The following is a 21,364-nucleotide window of genomic DNA, read 5'->3' as shown; positions in this document are numbered from 1 at the left end:
CACCTCATTATGAATATTACTAATAATATGTATTATACCTTAATATGAAACAAGCCTCCTTACAAAAGTAAGAAGGCCATGATTATTTATTTAATCTTCGCTAATACACCTTTACCACCACGATAGAACTTCTCATAGTTCACTTTCACACCATCGTCTAGATCAATTTCAATCTCTTCGTTAGCAATTTCAGCTAAACGCTTATCAAATTCCCGTAGCTCATCCATTTTCTTTTCAAAAGAAGTTTTTTCTGCTGTTAGCTTTTTTTTCTCACTTGCTGATAAGTTTGGATTCACTAATCGGTTTTCTAAATCATTAATTTCATTTTGATACTTCGCTTGAATCTCCTGCAAATGCTCAAAACGGATTGTTGCCATTGTATTTGGTTGGTATCGATGCATATAAATCAGTGTACGCAATCCCTTATGCTTACCTGAATCCACCAACCAATAAATCGGACGTTTTTGGTACATCTTACAATGGTCTGCAAAAAACTCATCTAAGAAATAACGACGTAAACGTGTTTCCGCATCTTCCCCTTTTTTCATTTCGAGAGCTTCAGCAAGCCATTGCATATTTTCGTCCACTGTATCTGGAGAAAATGCAGTTGCAAGGAATTCACGTAAACGTAGAATAATATCATTTTCAAAATAGGGCGATTCTGTAATATGAATTATACTACTAGGATTTGGCTTAAATGAAGTGTACTTACTATTATCCCAATTTCCATCCGCAAATACTAGCCCTTCTACATCTAATGAGTAACGACCTAATAAACAACCAATAAAATAAGATAAAAAATTCCTTGAATCTTTCAATTTGTTTGCGCAATACAAACTTAATTTTATTGAATCGTCTTGAGTAGACAATTCATTATTTAACTGATAAATGTCTATCAGTTTATTATTGATTTTTTCTTCTATATTTTTTAATGCTTCTATTCGATTTGAAAGTTCGTTCTGATATTCCAAATAATTTTCATTAATATATTTTGAATTATAACTAATAATAGGATTTTTTATAAACTCCCACGAAGTTTCATTTAAATTCCAATCTTCTCTTGATATAGAAATTGCTTCATCTACGTATAAGTTAATCGTCTCAATTTCATTGTCATCAGGGATAACTATAGGCAAAGCACCTATTGTACCCGGCTGATAATTCATCGTAGGATTAATAAATGGTAGTAAGAATTCCACAATGCTGGATGATAATATAGCAAGTATATATTTTAATACGAAAGTATCTTCCACAAAACAAGAAGATCCAGCATTATCAAACAAGAAACCTTTTGGACTAAATCGTGCGCTAAATTTCCCAGATGTAAGTGCAGACCATGTGATACCTTCCTTAAAAATAAAATCTAAATTATAATTATGAGATCTGACTTTACCATTATGATCTTTAAAATTCCTTATACTCTCTCCATCATTTTCCCAATTTACAACATATTCTATATTTCCATACCATTTTCTATATTCACCCCCCTTATTATAAGGGAACCATTTTTTCTTAGAAGCCTTAGCTTCTTCACGTGAACTTATATTCAAACCTAATTTATTAAAATTACACTCATACCACATACGTAAAAATTTATTATTGTCTGCAGTTGCCATACCTAATCTAGGAAATGCAATATCATTTATAGTTTGATATTCACTAAAAATATTTATGACTTCTTTACTAGCCCAATATGCAATTTTAATATTGGGGAATTTGAAGGCATTTTCTTGGTTAAACAATGCAAATCTATCATTTATAGTTGGGAAATTTAAAGGAATACCTTCACTATCGATTTCATTATATTTGATGCATTGATAAATTCCTGAATAATCTTTGATTAAACTATTTCTAAAGACAAATACACTCGTACCAAAGTTAATTCCTAAACTAGTTCTACCTTTACCGTCATATGGAAGATGTACTAAATTAATAATAGTATTATTTTTTAAAATGTTTTCTCTTAATTTTTCAAAACTATTTAAAAACATCCATGACTCCATTGTGATCATAGATACAATCCCTATTTCTTTTTTCAGATAGGATTTTTCCATAAAAACTGCGAATAAATCTGATTTAGAATCTTTATAAAAATCTTGTAGAAATTTTGACATATCTTGGTTCATCCAATTGTTACCCATATACGGCGGATTCATCACGACAACATCATATTCATTCCGCATAATTTTCGTTTGCTGAACTATTGCTGGCAATACTTCTTTTGCTATATTATGTTGTTCTGCAAAAAATAAATCTTCTACAGGGTTATTTTCAAAATGTTCTAACCGTTCTTCAATAAATGTGATATCCCGTTCTGTAATATTAATTAACGAACCATATGTTTTAGCATTGTGGTATTGGTCAAAGAATGCTTTTACTTGGTAATATCGCTCTCCCGCATCTTCCTGAGCAATATACGCGATCACGCTGTCTGAAATATAATTCGTTTCCTGTATGGATGCTAAATTTAATTGAATGCCTTCTCGTTCAACACTACGCAAAAATCGACGAGAATAAGATGCCGCCTTCATAACTACTGCAAATGCTGCTAATTGATAGGCTCGATCATCTATATCTAATCCGTATAAATTGTTTTCTATGATTAATCGTGGAATTTCACGTTCTGGATACCCACACTTTTCATAAATCTGATGGAATACTTCAAACGCATAAACTAAGATATGTCCACTCCCCATTGCAGGATCAAGTAGCTTAATATCCTCTACTCTTAACTCTTTATTCACATATGGAGCAATTTTCTCGTGAAAATCCTCTTCTTCATGCTTTATGAAGTATTCCCAATTACTGATTAAATCTTCATCTTCTCGATGTGCCTCAGTCCAGTAGCGTCCAAGTGAGTTCTGTACCATATACTGCACGATCCACTTTGGTGTAAAGAGTTGAGTTGCAAAAGGAATTTCCTCTTTTTTATATTTGCTTTTTTGCGCAAATACTCGATCCTTTTCTTCCGCGATGTAATATTGATACAACCAACCAATCACTTCAATTTCATCAAAACTATTCGTTAATTCATCATTTTGAACTAGTACCTTAATGACTGATTCTGCATCAAGTAGAAAGTCTGGTAGTAAAAGCTCCGTATAATCTTGAATTTGTTCAAATAGGAATGGCAAAATACTGTTTAATGTATTACATTGTGAAATAAACAACTTGCGATATGCACCTTCTGTATCCCCTGCATCTAATAATTCACGAATTTCTTCTTGTTTTACTGGTAAATCCATTGTTTCATATTCAAATAAGATATCAGGATCTACTCGTCCTAAACTACTTGACAAAACATTTACTTTTTCAGGTAAGTAATCATGTACTTCCATATAACGAATGGCAATAATACGGTTAAACCATGTATAGGCAACCTCTTCAACTAACTGCTTATACCCTTTTTGTTTAAGCTGATTTTTTAATGAGTTGAATGCTGGTTTCATATAAAGAGGATATGGCTTATCATTAATCATTAATTGCCCAAATTGCTCTTGAATTTCTAAATCATTCTTTTCGTCAATACCGTACATTAGTGCCTTTGTTTTTACTTGATCGATTAATTGACGACGTGATTGAATAGCAAAGTTTTTCAATTCCGTTTTGTTCACTTTTTCCACCTCATTACAACAAAGGAAGGGAAGCCCCTTCCAATGTCTACAATTCAATTTTTAAAATATTTTCTTTTAGTTCTTTTAATAACTGTGTTCGTAACTCTGCTAGTACAGCATCTAAGTCAGACTGTGTTTCGATACTTGTGTGTGAAATCATATTTTTTAATTGGCTTGAAGAAATAATTTTTGTTCCTTTTTCACGTACAACAATAGGAGGTGCATCCGGAGTGGATGGAGTTACTTTAGCTTGTCGATTTAACTCTTCCTCTTTCTGTTTCGCCTCTATTTGAATTGATTCGGTAACCGAACGTAATTTTGATAAATTCATCTGAATGGTAATCAAACTATTGCTGCCTAGAATTTCTTGCTGTAACGCCTTGAATTGTTGCATCTTATCATTAATTAAAGCTAAAACAATATCGTTATTTGAATAATAATCTTTCAAATCATCTAGTTTTTTCTCTAATTGTGTAATTTGACTTGCAAGCCCTTGTTTTTGTTCTGTTACTTCTTCTTGGATTGCTTGGTCAAGGTTTTCAATTAAACTAGGCAATTGCGGAATTTCATTATATGGTGATGCTTTGGTTAAAATGTCGGTAATGTTTTTCTTTAACAGATTTACCTTCTGTGATTGAGTATAACGTAAATCATTTTGAGCTTTATTTAAAAACGATACTGCTTCATCAAACCGTTCAATTGGTGCTTTTAGATAGAAACCAACTAACTGTTCAATCGCATCTTGCCAATCGTATAAATCATCCTCCGCATCAATAAATGCCTTTACAAGTTGTTCTGGTTCCCGAATTTGTGTTAATCGGAGAATATCAATTTTTAAAGAACTAATTTTTGCTCCTTCAGGATAAGCAAACTCAGAAGATATAGTTTTCTTTCGACGGTCATCAATTCCCTCTAATGGTTGGATAAGATAATTCTTAACTGCAGTTTGAATTGCATTGGCGAACTCTTGATAAGAATCCCCAATATCCATTCGTCCAAACAAATCTTTATATAAACCAATGAAATCTCGACGCACTTTTGGATCCACTTCAATTTCGGGAATCACACGTATTTTATCTCGCTCTGTTGTTCGAGCAAGTTTATCATAAAACTGAGGTGAACTTGTTGGCGTAAAGTGTTCATCAGCAATTATTAATTTTACTTTACCGGAGTGCATTAAAGCTAGGACCATGCCAATGGTATCGTAGTCACTCCAGCCATAAGGGACCTGATTATATTTATCAATAAAATCCTTTAACGATGGTTTCTGATGCATACGAATGAGTTCATCTAAATAGCGTAATACTTCGTTATAAGCTTTTACATTACCTGTTTCACCTAGTAAATCATTTGAAATACCTTTCTCAGCTAGGTTTCTCCATTGTTCTTTGAACGTTTTCATCTGAATTGGTTCATCAATGTATTCTAAATACTTGTATGTGCTTTGGATTAACATATCAAAGGCATCTGATACTTGCTTTTCAAAATTCCCTCGGAATGTACGCTCTTGCATTTGAATGAAGATTGTTGCTTCTTCACAAGCTCTTCGTAATAATTCTTCTGCCTTTACCTCATAGTCACCAATACTGTCCATTTTCGAATCATAAATACGATGTTGCGCCTGTGTTGTACTTGGATTACGTTTTAAATTCACATAACGGCGAATCTGTTCAGAAATACGAATGGCTTCTTCTGCCTCAGCAATTAGTTCCTCATTTAAATAAATTACCATTTGTCCTTCTATTGCCTGTAAAGCGGCTTCTGTAGGAGTTAACCCACCCGTAATGACTTGCATTGTTAACGGATATTTCATATTTGTTTTTGCATAATTATCAAAACGTTTATTGTAATCAAAAAGCATTCCCTTTTGATAGTTATATTTAGCGTTTGGATACATTTTCTCAAAAAATGTATCACCTAATCTTTCTTTAATTTTGATAGCATTAACATCAACGTTACGAATTTCTTTATTTATTTCTTGCTCTTCATCTGATAAGAATGAATACGTACCGTCTGCGTGTTTTTCAATAAACATCGTTTGCTCCAGACGGTTTAACGATTCTTTAATTACAAGTTCATTTTTTTCAGACTGAATACTCTCTAATAAAAGTGTTGAAATATTATTTGATGTTGCTTTAATGTGGTCTATCCCTTTAATCAAATACAATACTTTTAATACATCAACATCATATTCAACAAGACCTTCCGAATTTTTTGCGCGGTTTTCAGCTCTCGAAATCGTCTGTACAATAGCTGATTCTAAATGTTGACGAATAGTTGGATAAAACTCCGCCATCGTTACTAAATTGCCTAACTCTTCTTGGCCATTAAAAATCGCTGCTTCTTGGAAAGCTTTTAATAATGAACGTTCCCCTCTTGAAGCGTAAGAACTTCCTTCACCATGTATACCAATCTTCTCTAAAACAGCTTGCAATAAATCTACTTGATAAGGTACAAATGGATATGTTTCAACAAACTCATTTGTTGAACGATAACCTGAGCGATATTGTGTTCGATCTTTATCAAAAGAAAGGCGATTACGAATTAATTGCTCATTCGGTTCAAAAATGGACTCTAATGTTTTCGAAGCTGTTTCTGTCTTTTCTAATAAACGACGTTTTAAAACTTCGTCTGTATCTGAACTCGATAAATTAATCCGTGTTTCAAATCTTCCTTGAATTTTCGAAAAGTCTTTTGTATTGGCTGCATTCATATTAGAGACGTCTTTAATCTTTTCCTGAGAAGTAACAGCAATCCATGCTTGTCCCATAGCAGCAGCACCAATTTCTTCAACAGCGTTTTGTAAATCAAGCATAAGGTTATTGTCTGTACCGATATATTGACCAACTTCATCAATTAAAAAGATTAAGCGATATTCAGAGCCTTTAGATTTACAATATTGTGCAACAAGCTCACCTAACTGAACCGCTGAAATCGAAAATTCCTTTTGTGCTGATTTTACTAGGAAATCCGCTGTTTCTTGTTCATAGCCAATTTCACAAAGCGCAGCAATAATTTTTGCATACCTCAAGCGGAATTTAGTACGGAAATCTTGCCAGTTTTCGTTATACAATTCTTCAATTTTAGAACAAAAAGCATCGTATTTTTGGTCACTTGCTAATTGTCGTTCAAAATCTGCTACCCATAGCGTATTTGAATAGCCTAAATGTTCATTAAAAATACGTAAGATAATTTCGATAATACTTTCTTTCGTTCCACGTGCTGCACTAGCACCAGCTTCAGAACCAACATTAAATAACAATGCATCTGAGGGTTTTGATTCTATCCGAGACATTGTATCTAAAAGTGCGACATCAGAAATTTTATCTTTAAAGTATTCATATGGTGTTTTATTTCCTACTTTCTTACCATCCAATAAATATGATAGAATTTTGAGGAAATGTGATTTACCGGAACCGAAGAAACCAGAAATCCACACACCAACATTTTTGGTTGGAGTTGTATAAGCCTTCTCATAATTTTTATAAAACCCTTTTAAGCTATCTAAGATTTCTGTTGTTACAACGTATTCTTCTAATTCTGTTTGTATTGTATTATCATCAATTTGACCTGCTTGCACAACACCATTAATTGGTCGGTCAATTTTCTTATCAAAAATCTCTTTAATAATCATTGTTCCTACTCCTTATGAAATCCTTGTAATTTGGTATTCATCTTCATGTCGGAATTTGTTAAATAGACGTAAATCTACTCCTGAAAAATAACCCGGATAAAATAATATAAGCGGTGTTCTAAATGCATGGTTAGATAGTTTTTTAAGTAAATGACTTGAGCGAATAAATGGATGTACTGTTCCTACACCTGTTATAAAAATCAATTCCACGTTATCCGCTTTTTCAATGAATGCGTTCACCAACAAATCTTGATCTTCTAAAACAGTTTGAATAGCTTGAGAAAGCTCCACATAGCCCTCTTCTTCAGCAATAGTGATTAGTTCTTGTAGATCTTCTTCGAATAAACTGATAAGAAATTCAAAAAGATTAATTTCTTTAATATTTAATGAAGTTCTTTTTAATAATCCCTCAACATATGTACGTACTGTTAATTCATCTTCAGCCGGATAATCAAAAACAAAATGTGGAATTTCACTGCCAATCCCTTTTGGTGTCGTAAAACCTTCTTCATTTATACGTTCTTCCAATTGTTCTAATCGTTTATATATGGTCACTCTTAACCACCTGCCTTTAATGTTATTAATGCTTTTAACAAAGTGTCCTGTTCTTCAGCATACTGTTTAAGAGCTTGACTCACATGTAAAGGAGAGACTTTATACTCATCTTCCAATAATTCAATCATACCACTTTCTCTGTAAAATAATAGAAGTGTACTATTGATTTTCTGTTTTGTAGCTATATGCCAATTTGCGATTTTCTCTGATTGTTGTTCCTTTTCTTCCATGTAAAAACTCATATCTGAGACCTGTAAAGTTCCATTCTTATGTTGATATCGATAAACAATCAATTCATAGAAATTTTCGTAAGCATATCGATAACATTTAAGGAAGCTATATAATAACAGTACTTTTTGATCAGCATTGGTGCCATTGAAATAGTAATCAGATAATGTTGGATATAATGTCTTTGCTCTGCGATAAACCATTTGAAACCTTTTACTAATAGCAGACTCACTTCTTAACAAGAAAACATTATCCTCAATTACTTTACTTCTTATTTCTTTGCGGCTAAAACCTTTGTGAAGTTGGTCTAAAACATATTCAATTTCCTGTTGGAACCATCCTTCGCTCGTAAAACCAGCTGAATATTCCATTAAAAATCCCTCGTTTCAAAATCACTCGGTAAATCGTATCTATCATTTCCATTTTACATGAATTGACTTATTATTTAATAAGCAAATCAAGCGGAAGTTCTCACTTCTTAACTTGTTTATATTAAATTTGTTTACACCTGTACAATAGTACTTTTTAAATAAGTTCCTTTTCTATAATTTTCTCAGCCCTTTTTTTCTTGTTAGCTCGTACAAGCGTAGATACTGAAATACCTGTCATATCTTCAACTTGCTTATACGAATGATTTCCTAGTAATGATAAGGCATGATTAATTTGTTGCCTTGAAAATTTTTTTGGTCTTCCCTCTCGGAAATCAGGATTCTGCTTGGCCAACATTTTTCCTTCTTGGGTTCGTTCTACAATCATATCTCTTTCAAACTCAGCAAAGGCTGAAAAAATCGTAAAAATTAGACGACCGGTTGGTGTATTTTCAATAATGCCCATATTTAGTACATGGACCTTAATATTCCTATTAAATAAATCTTTAATGATTTCTAGAGCATCTTGTGTACTCCGAGCAAAGCGGTCTAATTTTGTAACCACCAATGTGTCTCCTTCTTGCAAGAGATTTATTAAATTTTGAAATTCTTCCCGCTTTTTATTTGTACCAGTATATTTTTCAGAAAAAATTTGATCGCAGTTTTCCTTTTTTAATTGTTGCAGCTGTACTTCTAAATCCTGATGGGTTGTACTTACCCTCGCGTAGCCATATTTCATATAAACCACCTCTTTACACCAGTTTGCACTTACTATTGAACATAAGTATTGATTATACCTAACACCTTTATTTTACAGTACGTACTATACATGTTCAATACTCTGGAGTTTTGAGCAATTCTATTGATCAAGTAGAATTCTTTTCACTATAATTCTTAAAAGTTATAAGCAAAAAAAAGGACTGAAAAGGTTTCAGTCCATAAGGTTGTTAAGCTTCTTTTTTCTTCACTTTGTAAAATAAACTACCAATAAAGCCAATTAAACCTCCCAATGAGAGAATAAGAAATGGAAATGTAAGACCATGAGTAATTATATTGTACATCCCGCTAATAAATAGAAGAAGGCAGCTAATTATACTAATAAGATATCTTATCAAATGTTTTCCCCCTTAACTATTTGTTTAGTAAATGATTTGTTATGATTTTTCTCCACGGTAAATGAACCACTTATTGATACAATCACTTTTCAAGGAAGATGATATTAATTCAATACTTCTATAGAGAAAACATTATTTTTCTCAAAATCAGTTATTATTTCCGGAGACAATAGTAATCTCAATTGTTCTTTAGTGGCCCACTTGAAACTAGAATGTTCCTTAGAAAGAATAGCATTACTACTATCGCTACTACATAGATAAGTCAAAATAACAACTTGTCTTGTTGGATCAGTTTTGAAGGTAGTAGCATATAAAAGTTTCTCTACTGTAACAGATAATCCTACTTCTTCTTTAATTTCTCGTAAGAGTGAAGATTCTAACTCTTCTCCAAACTCTATTTTTCCACCAACACATTCCCAAGTCCCGCCGCCGATTTTATCTTCTTTTGCACGTTGAACTATTAATACCCTGCCTTCATTTACAATAACACCTTTAAGAGCAACAACTATTTTATTTGAGCTTTTCATTCTTCATACTCCTGTTTATATTCTTATCTCGGTTAGTAACTATGGGGCAAAATTTTGCACAACATCTCTGATAAACATAATTCCACCAATAGTAAGCAGAAACAGTATAACAGCTAAAGCTAGGGCTATCTTTTTATTGTTTCTCTTTATAACAATTAGGATGATTAATACCATAAGAACTAAGAAAAATAGTAAAAAATACATATTCGCCCCCCTCATACTAAAAAGAATTCATAGAATTAAACTTCTTGTTATTTTGCTTATATTAAAACATTGATGTAAATAAATAATCCACCACGCTACACTGTGAACCGTTAGGGTGGATTATTTTGCTCTAAATCCACAATGGCCTTGCCATATGGAAGCAAAGGATTTAATCCCTCACTTTCCTTATTTTAACATTCTTAACCGATCTTTTCACCCATAAATACCATTATATTTTTCTGAATATTTAAACTTAAAATTTTTATTCTTAATATCTTAAAATATTAAAATTTCGAAGGTACTATGTCTTTCAACCAGATATAGCCGGCAATTATTTGGATTTTTATATTCGAGGAAGATTAATTATGAAGAAGGAAATATCATCTGACTATAATTCATACTATGATTCATTTCTCATAGATAAGGACCAAGCTGAAATAAATGCTTCTGACTTTTTATATTATATTTCTGAACTAATTATTAAACATTCAATGACCCTAGAAAAAAAACTCATGAATGGAGAGAGTGTAGTTAATGAGTAAAAATAAAAAAAACATGAGAAATAAGGAAGTTCGTAGAAAAAAAAGAGCTTATGCTTATTTGAGAAAAAGCCCCAATAAATTTACTGATAACACATCAATTGAAAAACAACTTGAAGAAATTAAGAAATACTGTGAAGAAAATGATATTGAGTTAGTTGATACGTTTACTGATGATCTTAAATCAGGAAAATCGTTTGAAGGCAGAGATGGGTTTAAAGAAATGTACAATAATGTAATTAGATCGAAGGATAATGTAGACTATATCATTGTCTTCAAACAAGATCGAATTTCACGTGATACATTAGATACTTTGTATATTATGAAACGACTTAACTCATTAGGAAAACACCTTATATCAATTAAAGACAATGTTAATACTGAAGATCCAGCTTCAAAAATTCTTGTTCATATATTAGCATTAGTAGCCGAACTTGAACGAGAATTTATTAACATGAGAACTTTCTCTGGTATGGAAAAGAGAGCAGAAGAAGGCAAATTTTTAGGTGGTAAAGTCTATGGTTATAAAACATCTAATAAAAAGTTAGTTATTGAACCTAAAGAAGCTAAAGTAGTGCAATTTATTTTTAAAAAATACGCAATTGAAAAGTGGGGCTATAAAAAAATTGCTTCATATCTAAACCTTCAAGGAATTAAAACAAAAAATAAGCAGTATTGGACCATTAATGCTGTCAAAACGATTCTAGAAAACCAAATATATATAGGAAATACCAAGTGGAGGGGAGAATACCGAAAAGGTGTCCATAAGAAAATTATTGAATTACCTCTTTGGGATCTAGCCCAAGAGACAATGAAAACAAGAAGTTATAAACAAGAAAAGGTTCATCCCGGTTCCTATCCACTATCAGGACTTTTAAAATGCCCTGAATGTGGGTCTTCTATGGTTCAAGGTAATAGCAGCTCTAAATATAAGTATTATCAATGCAGTAAAAATAAAAATAGTGGCAAGGCAGCTTGTTCATCAAACCTTGTAAAAAAGGAATATGCAGAAGAAACCATTTTACATGAGCTAAACAATTTTTTCCAAAGTCTCAATCTAGCACCTTATATTAAATCTGCAACAGATTCATTACTGTGTTTTGAACTCGAACCTTTATATAAAGAGGCAGAGAAAATTGAAAAAGAAATAAAACATATTAATAAAAAGATGGAAACTGTCATGGACTTACTCGACGATGAAACTGTCCCATTCGACGAGAAAGTATTTAAAAATAGACTTTTGGGTTATCAAGAACAGTTAAATAAACAAAAATTAATACTAGAAGAAATTAATGTTCAAATAAGATTTAAAAAAAGTCAAATCTCCAACGAAATCATTGCTTACTCTGTAAAAAATTTTTCAGATTTATATGAAGTACTTTCTGATGAGGAAAGAAAATCACTGTGTCATTATATAATTAAGGAAATTCATATCTTTAAAGAAGAGAAGACTAAACAGCGTAAAATAAAGAGCATAATTTATAATTTTAGTCCCGATAACTTGTCATTAGTATAGGAGAAAAGGAGAACTGTCCTTTCTCCTTTTTTTATTTTCGCTGTATCATTAATACAAGGAGGTAACGAAATGGAAATTCAAAAGGTAGCTATTTACGCACGTGTTAGCACCGAGGAACAAGCATCTGAGGGATATAGCATTAGCGCTCAATTACAAACGCTTCGACAATACGCAAATCTTTATAATTGGGAAATCGTCGACGAGTATGTGGATGAAGGGATTTCTGGAAAGAATATCACCGGCCGCCCTGCTATGCAAAGACTTGTAGCAGACGTTGAACAGGAAAAATTTCAGGCGGTACTTGTATGGAAAATCTCACGTTTATCGCGGAATATGTTAGATACTCTTACTTTGTTAGACAAATTTGAAGATTACGGAGTAAAGTTTATCTCTTATTCCGAGAACTTTGATACCAGTAGTCCAATAGGCCGTCTAGTCGTTCAGCTGATGGCTTCTATTGCCGAAATGGAACGAAATACATTGTCTGAGAACGTTAAGCTTGGTATGAAACAACGAGCCTTAGAAGGTTCATGGAATGGCGGTGTTATTTTTGGTTATGATTCTATTGAAAAGGAACTCGTAAAAAATAAAGAGGAAGCTGAAGTAGTTAAACTGATATACACTCTTTATTCCCAAGGAAAGGGTTTAAAAGCCATTGCAAATCAGCTTAATAAAAATGGGTATCGAACCAAACGTGATCGTCATTTTTCTATAAATGGAGTGGCAACTATTTTAGACAACCCGGTCTATAACGGAAAAATTAGTTGGTTAAAGGTTGAAAACTGGGATAAGAAGAGAAGAAGAGGCAGAAATGATAATCCTATTTTAGTAGAAGGTCAGCATGAAGCGATTATCAATGATGAACTTTGGAGTCTTGTTCAATCTCGTAGGAAAAGTAAATCGTTCAAGCAAAGACAATCCAACGAACCGTTTCTATTGAGCAGTATCTTACGCTGTCCTGATTGCGGACAAGGGATGGTACCTTCAATTACTACTTACACTTTAAGTGACGGTACCAAAAGAAAGCACAGATATTATGTTTGCAGTGATTTTCACAACAAGGGATCAGCAGCCTGTAAAGCCAATTCAGTTAAAGCCTATGATGCTGAAAATGCTCTGTTCCAACGTATAGAGAGCTTTTTATCCAATAAACAAAAGTTTTATGAAACTATTAACTCACTAACAAAAACCTCAATTGAATCCATAAAAAAATTAAAAAAAGAACTGGAAGAAACTGATTCGAAGTTAGAGGAAACACTAGCACTTCAAAATAGATATCTAGAAGCTTTTGAACAAAATCTTTTTCCTGTTACGGTTTTGCAAGAACGATTACAGCAAGTGGCTATTGAAAAGAGTGCAATTGAACAAAAGAGGAATAACTTAATAACGGAAATAAGTAAATCTGATACAAAAGTTATTCCTCCAGAATTGGTACATCTTCTATTAGGAAAATTTGTAGAAGTCTATAAGTCCTCTACAAGAGATAAACAAAAGCAATTGCTACAGCTGTTGGTTAAACAGATCACTGTTGGACGAACAAATGATCAGCTACGTCAAATTGATAAGGTTGAGCTTGAATTTGATTTTACGGAAGTTAACCTTTCAAACACATTTACACTTATCCACATGCTATATTTAGAAACAGAAAAAGAAGGCTTATCAACACCTTCTATTTCTGAATCAAATGGAAAATATCCACCTTATCTTCAACTTTTTTTGCCTCTATTTGTGGTACGGTTCTCCCCTGTTAATCCGGTATGCCCTATACACCTGCTCCACCAAAATCAACCTCATCAACTGATGAGGAAACGTCATTTTTGAAAAAGATAATTTTTCATCAGAACGGTTCAACACCTGCTGACTCAAGCCTAAAGAACCTCCGATCACAAACGCAATCTTACTTTTTCCATAGGTAGCTAATTTATCTAGGGTGTCCGCAAGCTCTTCCGAAGATTTCAGCTTTCCTTCTATCGCTAACGCAATCACATATGTATCGGGATGAATTTTTGCTAAAATTCGTTCCCCCTCTTTGTCTTTCACCTGCACCATTTCGGTTTCGCTTAATTCCTCAGGAGCTTTTTCATCTGGTACTTCTATTACTTCCACTTTCGCATAGCTCGACAATCTCTTTAAATATTCGTCGATTCCTTGCTTTAAATATTTTTCTTTCAGTTTTCCAACGGTAATAATCGAGATATTCACATTTAATCCTCACTTTATGAACAAGATATCCACAAAACTTATCCACATATCCACATTTTCTATCCACATCTTGTATGAGATCATTCGTTCGCCACAACATATACAGCTGTATTTTGACAATATTCACAGGTTGTTGATAACTCTTCTCCCTCTACTTTTGAGAGCATCGGAAACGTTTCAAACTCGTCTACAATCGTATCTATCGCCAGATCTACATGTTCTTCGCAAGCGTATATCATATTTGTTCTACATCCTTTTTTATCAGAATTTTTTCATTTTGTGGATAACTGCTTTATTAATCCACAACACATTCTAACATTTTCTCGAATCTTAGACCAATCCACAACAAAAAACAGGAAAGGTATCCCCTTCCTGCTTTATTTTGTCCACGATGTATTTTTATAATGTGTTTCCTGCCAGCTTCATGGTTGTTTCTTGAAGCTTCCCTTCACGATAAAATTTCACTTTTAGCGATTCGCCAACATTTTTCTTCGTATATAGATGCTTTCTTAATTCAATCGTATCATTAACCTTTTCCCCATCTAAATCCACAATGACATCAAGCTCCTTCAGACCAGCCTGTGATGCTGGGGAATTCGGCTCGACACGCATAACCGCAACCCCATTCGTAACGTCTTCCGGAAGCTTCAATGCTTCTTTTTGATAATAGGATGGAATCTCGTTCACCGATTGTAGTTCGATGCCCATATATGGACGATTCACTTTGCCTAGCTTTTCTAAATCCTCAATAATTGGGATAGCTGAATTGATTGGAATCGCAAGGCCAATACCCTCTACAGCACTTTCAGCAATTTTCATCGAATTAATCCCGATGACTTGGCCAGCAATATTGATGAGGGCACCCCCACTATTTCCTGGGTTAATCGCAGCATCTGTTTGTAAAACCTCTGCCTGCCAATCCACAATACCATTTTGGTCAATATCCACTGGAATTGCCCGCTCCAGTCCAGAAATAATTCCTTGCGTCACGGAACCGGAGAAAATCGCACCTAACGGATTTCCAATGGCAATCACAGGTTCTCCTGTTCTTAATGCATCAGAGTCGCCAAATTCGGCGATTGTTTCGATTTTACTTCCATCCACCTCAAGGACAGCTAAATCGGTCCATACATCGCTTCCACGCAATGTCGCGGGGATCTTTGTGCCATCTGTCAGAGAAATTTCTAATGAACTGGCACCTTCGACCACATGGTGATTCGTCACCACATAGGCCTTGCCGCCTTCTTTTTTATAGATAACGCCAGAGCCAGTACCCGCTTCTTCACCATTACTTCCTTCCCAAAAGCCAGTCCCTTGTATATTCGAAATTCCTACTACCGCATCAGCCGCTTTATCAACTGCTTTCGTAATATCAGTCTCCACATTCACTGCTACATTTCTTGTTTCGACGGCATTCCGATTTTCCGTGGCTTCCTCTGCAGGAGCAGAATTTCCTGGAATAAGGTTGTTATCCATTAGTCTTGGGAATGCCACAGCCACCAGTAAGGCCCCTAAAATTACTCCTACAAGACTTGCAAGTACATAACCACCTTTATTCCCCTTTGGTTTTTTATAACGGTTTTCATAGTCTTGGTCGTAATAACCCATATTCTTACCATTCCTTTCACTAGAACGATTGCTAGAAGTTATTCTTCCTTTATATACCTAATTATAATCGCCAAACATGAAAAATCTAACAAAAAGCAGTGAGTTTCTGCAATCTTACAGATTTGTTCATATTTTTTTCTTACTGTGTTACGATTTCAGTCGTTTCCTAACAAAAAGGCTCTTCCATGTTGATTTTTTGATTTTCACCAGGTCTACCCTAAGTACCCTACCCACTTAACCGGAGAAATTCCTTTTATTATGAAAAAATTAATGGATATTAGGTAAGCGGAGATTTTCCGCTAAATGACCCAAAAATCCTCAAAATCATGAAAAATGAATAGCTTAACAGGAAAAATTCCACTTATTTATAGAGAAGTAAGTAAACTCCTTGATTTAGACAGAGTTTATCCGTCTATTTCTTAATGTAAAATGTTCAACACCCACTTTTAACAGAGCTTACAGAAAAAACGAGTGTGGAAATCGCTCCACACTCGTTTTAGACAGCAGTTAATGCCGTTGGGATTTTCGGATCTGTATCGTAGAGCTCCACCTGCTCTCCTACAATAACGCCTTGTTCCTGTAGGGTTTGTGTTACCGACATCGTCGCTAGATCCTTCATATTATTATCTAAGCTTAAATGAGCCAAATAAATTCGCTTTGTTTGATCTCCAATCACTTCACTCATCGCAATTGCCGCATCTTCATTGGAAACGTGGCCGACATCACTTAGAATTCTTCGCTTAATACTCCATGGGTAATGCCCCATGCGAAGCATTTGTACATCATGATTGCTTTCAAACACATACATGTCAGCATTTGAAATAATACCCTTCATGCGGTCGCTCACATACCCTGTATCTGTAACTAGTACGAGCTTTTTCCCCTCATGATGGAAAGTATAAAACATAGGCTCCGCCGCATCATGAGACACGCCAAATGATTCAATATCTAAGGAACCAAAGCTCTTCACAGTTTCCATATCGAAAGTGAATTTTTGTTCTGTAGGAATCTCCCCGATTAAACCGCTCATCGCATCCCATGTCTTCTGATTCGCGTAAATCGGAAGCTTATACTTCCGAGCCACAACTCCGACGCCTTTAATATGGTCGCTATGCTCATGAGTTACGAGTAATCCTGAAAGCTTGCTCATATCACGATCAATTTTAGCAAATAAAGCTTCCATTTGCTTGCCACTTAAACCTGCATCCACTAAAAAGGAATGCTCTTCCGTCTCGACAAATATAGCATTTCCTGTACTCCCACTCGCGAGCACACTAAAGCGCATCCCCATTTTCCTTCACTCCACTATCTTTTTCTCTTCATTGTTTAATTGAATAATTTGACCATCAACTGCGTTAACGAACAAATCCTCTTCTCCATTGACCACAACTCGCCATATCGGCGTTAAAACCTGTGATGAGGTTAAGTGTACATAGGTATAATAGCCAAGCTCTACCTTCGTAATCTTACTTCCAAATGGCAATTCTCCATTTTCATATAAGGTTTCGATTGCGTTGATGGGTGGATAGACATTTACACCCTCTGAAAACTCCTCAAAGTTTTCAAGAATCGTCTGCTTATAACCGGTAATTTCCTGTTCCTCATTCACATAAAAGGTCAATTCACCATTTAGGTTTTTATATAGTTGTTTACCGTCTACCTGTTGATAGTAGGTAATCGTTTGATCTATTTCATTTACTTTCCAGAATTTATACTCGTCACCCTTATAAATATTATTTTGCAAATAAGGCCCCAGTTGCTCAGCGACATTCTCCTGGTTAATTGGATACGGCTCGTCCAAAATTGCTTCAATCGTTGTCTCATTTTTAATTGTAATCGACTGTCCTGTCAAAGTTGTATCTGCAATTTTTCCCAATTCATCCTTTGTGAATTTCTTAGGAGTAGCACTGACATACTTGTCCCTCTTAATATTCTTAGGGAGCTCTTTATACTCAATTTCTTCCGTCTTTAACTTATTTTCGAAAGAAGTTTCAGACATAAAATCAAGCTTATCATATGTTTTATAAAACTCATTAAGCAAATAGATATTGAGAATGAGGAAGGTTACAATAAAGATTGTTTTAATTCTACTCCAATCCAAATTCCAACCCCTCCTCTCCTGAATTCATATTCCACCATTGATCCTTATATTTATAGTACCAGGTAGGCTCTAAGTGAATGAGAGGATCTCCGTTCGTTCTTTTCATCTCATAACCAAGAACTAATTCTTGAATAAACTCCGGCTCAATATTTTCTCGGTTTATTAGCCGTTCAAGTGTGTCCACACCAGACATCAGTTCAACTGCGGATGATTCAACTGGTTGGTTATCCAGCATAAAATTATTTCGTAAGTATTGATAGATGCTCGTTTTACCCCATATTTGCAAAATCTCTGACATTCCATTATCACTAAAAACAGGGTGTCCTGCTGAATCATAGATTCGGAATAATACTGTTTGCTCTAGCTCGTCAATCCCAACAAAATAATAGTTATCCGTCCAGCCTTGATGACCGTTGACAAAATCGATGCTTTGTCGGAGTAGATGACTCGAATCAACCGTAACATCCTTTTCCTGCGTTGTATCAACATACAAGAGAGTATTCGTCTTCATATTTACACTGAGCAGCGTAGATGAATCCTTGTATTCTTCTCCTGATTCTGTCGAATTTCTTCTGACCAAATCCGGATATCGAAATAAGGCATCACGGAATTTGGTCGTTTCAATCACATCTAACAAATAATTGTAAGCATTGATCGTCACCGGCTCGGTACCAACCAACAGCTTTTGATTTTCTGACAAAGTTTCTAGTGCATACGGAGCAAAATACTTATTGGTTGAACCTTTTTCAAAGTAATCTTCTTTAAAATTTGTAATAAAGGATGCCGTTACACTTGAGCGAAATGCTCGGTGATCAGTTGTTGATATAAAATAGACATTCCCGTTTTGCTTGTTAATATTATTTAGATCAATAATGATTTGATCAAATGTTACATTTGACGTATTGTCATCTTTAATTCCCAGTACATTCTTGTATATTTCCATCGGTACATTGTCAGGAAATACGATTTGAGCATGTCCATTTTCATAAATAAAATCCGATAGTTCGCCCGTTTGATTTGTCACATCTTCTAAATCAGTGAAACTCCAAGTACTAGCCTCTTTTATAATCCGATCAATTTCACCAATTTGGGTCGTCCCATAATGAGCATTATCACTGTGATAATAAATTTGAACCGGTTTTATAACCTGATTAATCTCTTTACTTTCACTAATCGAAACACTCGGTACGAATGAAGGATCTTCCATTAATTCGTTCTTTGGTTGATACGTCCAAATGCTCCATGTTAAATAAATACTCATCACAATAAGGATTGTTAAGATGATTGATTTTATATTTTCATATGTCATGACCAATCATCCTCTTCCGTTTGTAAATAAGGCAAGCTAAACGAAACAGTAGTTCCCTTTCCTTCTACACTTCTAGCCCAAATCTTACCACCGTGAGCTTCTACCATTTCTTTAGCAATCGCTAAACCAAGGCCTGTACCGCCAAGCTTTCTTGTTCTAGCTTTATCCACTCGATAAAAACGTTCAAAGATTTTTTCGAGATTATCTTTCGGGATTCCGACACCTTCATCGGAAACACTAATAATGATCATTTCTTCTTCTTCCACCATTTTAAAGGTAATCTTTCCACCCTCTGGGGAGTATTTCAATGCATTAGAAATAATATTGTCTAATACTTGGGTTAGTTTGTCTGGATCGATCTCCACAAAGGTCGCTTGGTCAAGCAGTTTTCGCTCAAAACGGACATTTTGCTCCTTCGCTAATTCAAACCGATCAATAATCCGACTATAAAATTGGACAAAATCAACCCACTCAGTTGTTAGCTGATAGTCCTTGCTATCTAATTTAGATAACTGCAACAGGTCATTTACAAGGCGTATCATTCGCTCTGTTTCATTTTGCGTTACTTCTAGAAAATTAGGGGCAATTTCTTCGTCTTTCCATGCTCCTTCAGCAAGGGCTTCTACATAGCTCCTCATCGTCGTCAATGGCGTACGAAGTTCATGCGAAACGTTCGCTACAAACTCACGTCTTTCCATATCGATTTTTTCCTGCTCAGTAATGTCATGAAGTACCGCAATTAACCCATTTACAAAACCTGTTTCTTTTTGAATCACACTTATATTCGCCCGTAATACATACGGTTTTGTTGCAGTGCTATAATTTAAAATAATCGATTCCTTCGTTTCGATTAACTCTTCCAGCGTATATTCTTCCTCGATGCCTAAAAGAGAAACGATCGATGTCGATAAAATTGTTTCACGTGAAACATCCAACATTTTTGCAGCAGGCTCATTAATCAGGATGACTCGCCCTTTCCGATCGGTGGCAATCACCCCATCCGTCATGTAGGAAAGGACGGAGGAAAGTTTTCGTTTTTCCCCTTCCGTTGTAGCCTGTGCCTCTTGCAGTTTTTTCGTCAAACTGTTAAAAGTCATCGCCAATTCGCCGATTTCGTCATAGCCATACACTTTAACTTTTCGCGAAAAATTCCCTTTTGACATAGCAATTGCTTGTTTTCTCATATCTGTGATCGGTCTCGTAATCGTACGTGCAAGAAAGACAACTAAAAGTGCGCTAATTCCTAATGAAATGGCTGTACCCGTGGCGAAAATTTGATTAATCGTCTTCATTTGAGAATAGACATTTTCAACATTGGCGATTAAAAATATCACTCCGATCACATCATCATCCACGTTAATCGGTTCTGCTAGTTTCCAAATTCGATTACCAGACTTAGGGTCAATAAGCGTTTGCTCATCTCCATCCTTGTCAGCTGTCGCAATGACCTTCCAAATTAATCGATCCGTCGTTCTTTGGCCAACGATCCCTTGATTATTTGGATCAGACGTCCCGATAATTCTTGAGGAGGTTCCTTCAATGACCTGAACCTCTACAATATCTGCAGTATTATTGAAATCCTTTAAAATATTGTAGACATCTTCTTGTAACGTCGGTCCCTCTTCCTCTGGATTTCTTTCCTTCGCCATTTCTTCGCCCACATAGTAAGACAATAAATCGACCCGCTCTTGAATAGACGTTTCAAAGTTTCTTAATAGTGTAGACTCTAACTGGCGAACAAAATACGCACCGATAATTTGCATCGCGACCAATAAGAGCAATACATAAATGAGTACAAGCTTCAAATGAATGGAACGAAAAAAACCTACTTTTTTCATGGAAAT

Annotated in this window: 16 protein-coding genes; 3 read left to right on the top strand and 13 right to left on the bottom strand. The window is 34.7% G+C overall.

The genetic code is table 11. From position 1 onward, the window contains the following. Positions 1 to 86 precede the first annotated feature (86 nt). From pglX to FA727_RS11490, 6 genes are all read right to left on the bottom strand, one after another. The gene (gene pglX / locus FA727_RS11515; protein ID WP_136831109.1) at positions 87 to 3,614 is read right to left on the bottom strand and encodes a BREX-1 system adenine-specific DNA-methyltransferase PglX; all 3,528 of its coding nucleotides are present in this window, start codon (positions 3,612 to 3,614) and stop codon (positions 87 to 89) included. A gap of 46 nt (positions 3,615 to 3,660) precedes the next feature. Continuing rightward, a complete protein-coding gene (brxC, locus tag FA727_RS11510) occupies positions 3,661 to 7,248 on the bottom strand; it encodes a BREX system P-loop protein BrxC (protein WP_136831108.1) in 3,588 nt (1,195 codons plus the stop codon). A 12-nt stretch (positions 7,249 to 7,260) separates the two neighbouring features. After that, on the bottom strand, positions 7,261 to 7,803 hold the full coding sequence (locus FA727_RS11505) for a BREX protein BrxB domain-containing protein (protein ID WP_136831107.1): 543 nt from the start codon (positions 7,801 to 7,803) through the stop codon (positions 7,261 to 7,263). 2 nt (positions 7,804 to 7,805) lie between these two features. After that, positions 7,806 to 8,402 (bottom strand): BrxA family protein, encoded by a 597-nt coding sequence (locus FA727_RS11500; protein WP_136831106.1) that lies wholly within the window; start codon positions 8,400 to 8,402, stop codon positions 7,806 to 7,808. A gap of 154 nt (positions 8,403 to 8,556) precedes the next feature. Next, on the bottom strand, positions 8,557 to 9,138 hold the full coding sequence (locus FA727_RS11495; RefSeq protein WP_136831105.1) for a recombinase family protein: 582 nt from the start codon (positions 9,136 to 9,138) through the stop codon (positions 8,557 to 8,559). A gap of 480 nt (positions 9,139 to 9,618) precedes the next feature. Next, on the bottom strand, positions 9,619 to 10,041 hold the full coding sequence (locus FA727_RS11490) for an NUDIX hydrolase (RefSeq protein WP_136831104.1): 423 nt from the start codon (positions 10,039 to 10,041) through the stop codon (positions 9,619 to 9,621). A 569-nt stretch (positions 10,042 to 10,610) separates the two neighbouring features. Here FA727_RS11490 and FA727_RS24035 point away from each other — a divergent pair. The 3 genes from FA727_RS24035 (at position 10,611) to FA727_RS11480 (ending at position 14,121) form a co-directional block, all read left to right on the top strand. After that, a complete protein-coding gene (locus FA727_RS24035; protein WP_019382834.1) occupies positions 10,611 to 10,787 on the top strand; it encodes a hypothetical protein in 177 nt (58 codons plus the stop codon). Continuing rightward, positions 10,780 to 12,300: a recombinase family protein gene (locus FA727_RS11485; protein WP_136831103.1), complete on the top strand. Its 1,521-nt coding sequence runs from the start codon at positions 10,780 to 10,782 to the stop codon at positions 12,298 to 12,300. The genes FA727_RS24035 and FA727_RS11485 overlap by 8 nt, the downstream gene beginning before the upstream one ends. A 69-nt stretch (positions 12,301 to 12,369) precedes the next feature. Then, entirely contained in the window at positions 12,370 to 14,121 is a 1,752-nt protein-coding gene (locus FA727_RS11480) for a recombinase family protein (RefSeq protein WP_136831102.1), read from the top strand. Here the strand turns inward: FA727_RS11480 and rlmH are convergent. The 7 genes from rlmH to walK form a co-directional block, all read right to left on the bottom strand. After that, entirely contained in the window at positions 14,023 to 14,502 is a 480-nt protein-coding gene (rlmH, locus tag FA727_RS11475; protein WP_126411052.1) for a 23S rRNA (pseudouridine(1915)-N(3))-methyltransferase RlmH, read from the bottom strand. The two genes, FA727_RS11480 and rlmH, sit on opposite strands and share 99 nt — an antisense overlap. Before the next feature lie 80 nt (positions 14,503 to 14,582). Then, a complete protein-coding gene (locus FA727_RS11470) occupies positions 14,583 to 14,741 on the bottom strand; it encodes a CxxH/CxxC protein (protein WP_126411053.1) in 159 nt (52 codons plus the stop codon). Between the two features lie 160 nt (positions 14,742 to 14,901). Beyond that, the gene (locus tag FA727_RS11465) at positions 14,902 to 16,110 is read right to left on the bottom strand and encodes a S1C family serine protease (RefSeq protein WP_136831101.1); all 1,209 of its coding nucleotides are present in this window, start codon (positions 16,108 to 16,110) and stop codon (positions 14,902 to 14,904) included. A gap of 496 nt (positions 16,111 to 16,606) precedes the next feature. After that, the gene (locus FA727_RS11460; RefSeq protein ID WP_136831100.1) at positions 16,607 to 17,401 is read right to left on the bottom strand and encodes an MBL fold metallo-hydrolase; all 795 of its coding nucleotides are present in this window, start codon (positions 17,399 to 17,401) and stop codon (positions 16,607 to 16,609) included. 6 nt (positions 17,402 to 17,407) lie between these two features. Further along, a complete protein-coding gene (locus FA727_RS11455) occupies positions 17,408 to 18,211 on the bottom strand; it encodes a two-component system regulatory protein YycI (protein ID WP_136831099.1) in 804 nt (267 codons plus the stop codon). Beyond that, positions 18,198 to 19,520 (bottom strand): YycH family regulatory protein, encoded by a 1,323-nt coding sequence (locus FA727_RS11450; RefSeq protein ID WP_136831098.1) that lies wholly within the window; start codon positions 19,518 to 19,520, stop codon positions 18,198 to 18,200. The genes FA727_RS11455 and FA727_RS11450 overlap by 14 nt, the downstream gene beginning before the upstream one ends. Next, positions 19,517 to 21,358 carry a cell wall metabolism sensor histidine kinase WalK gene (gene walK, locus FA727_RS11445; protein WP_136831097.1) on the bottom strand — a complete coding sequence of 614 codons (1,842 nt, stop codon included), beginning with the start codon at positions 21,356 to 21,358 and terminating at the stop codon, positions 19,517 to 19,519. The genes FA727_RS11450 and walK overlap by 4 nt, the downstream gene beginning before the upstream one ends. Positions 21,359 to 21,364: the final 6 nt, after the last annotated feature.

It is taken from the genome of Robertmurraya kyonggiensis, assembly GCF_005116465.1.
GTDB lineage: Bacteria > Bacillota > Bacilli > Bacillales > Cytobacillaceae > Robertmurraya > Robertmurraya kyonggiensis.
The sequence above is the reverse complement of the archived record's forward strand: the minus strand, read 5'-3'. Positions and strand labels throughout refer to the sequence as shown.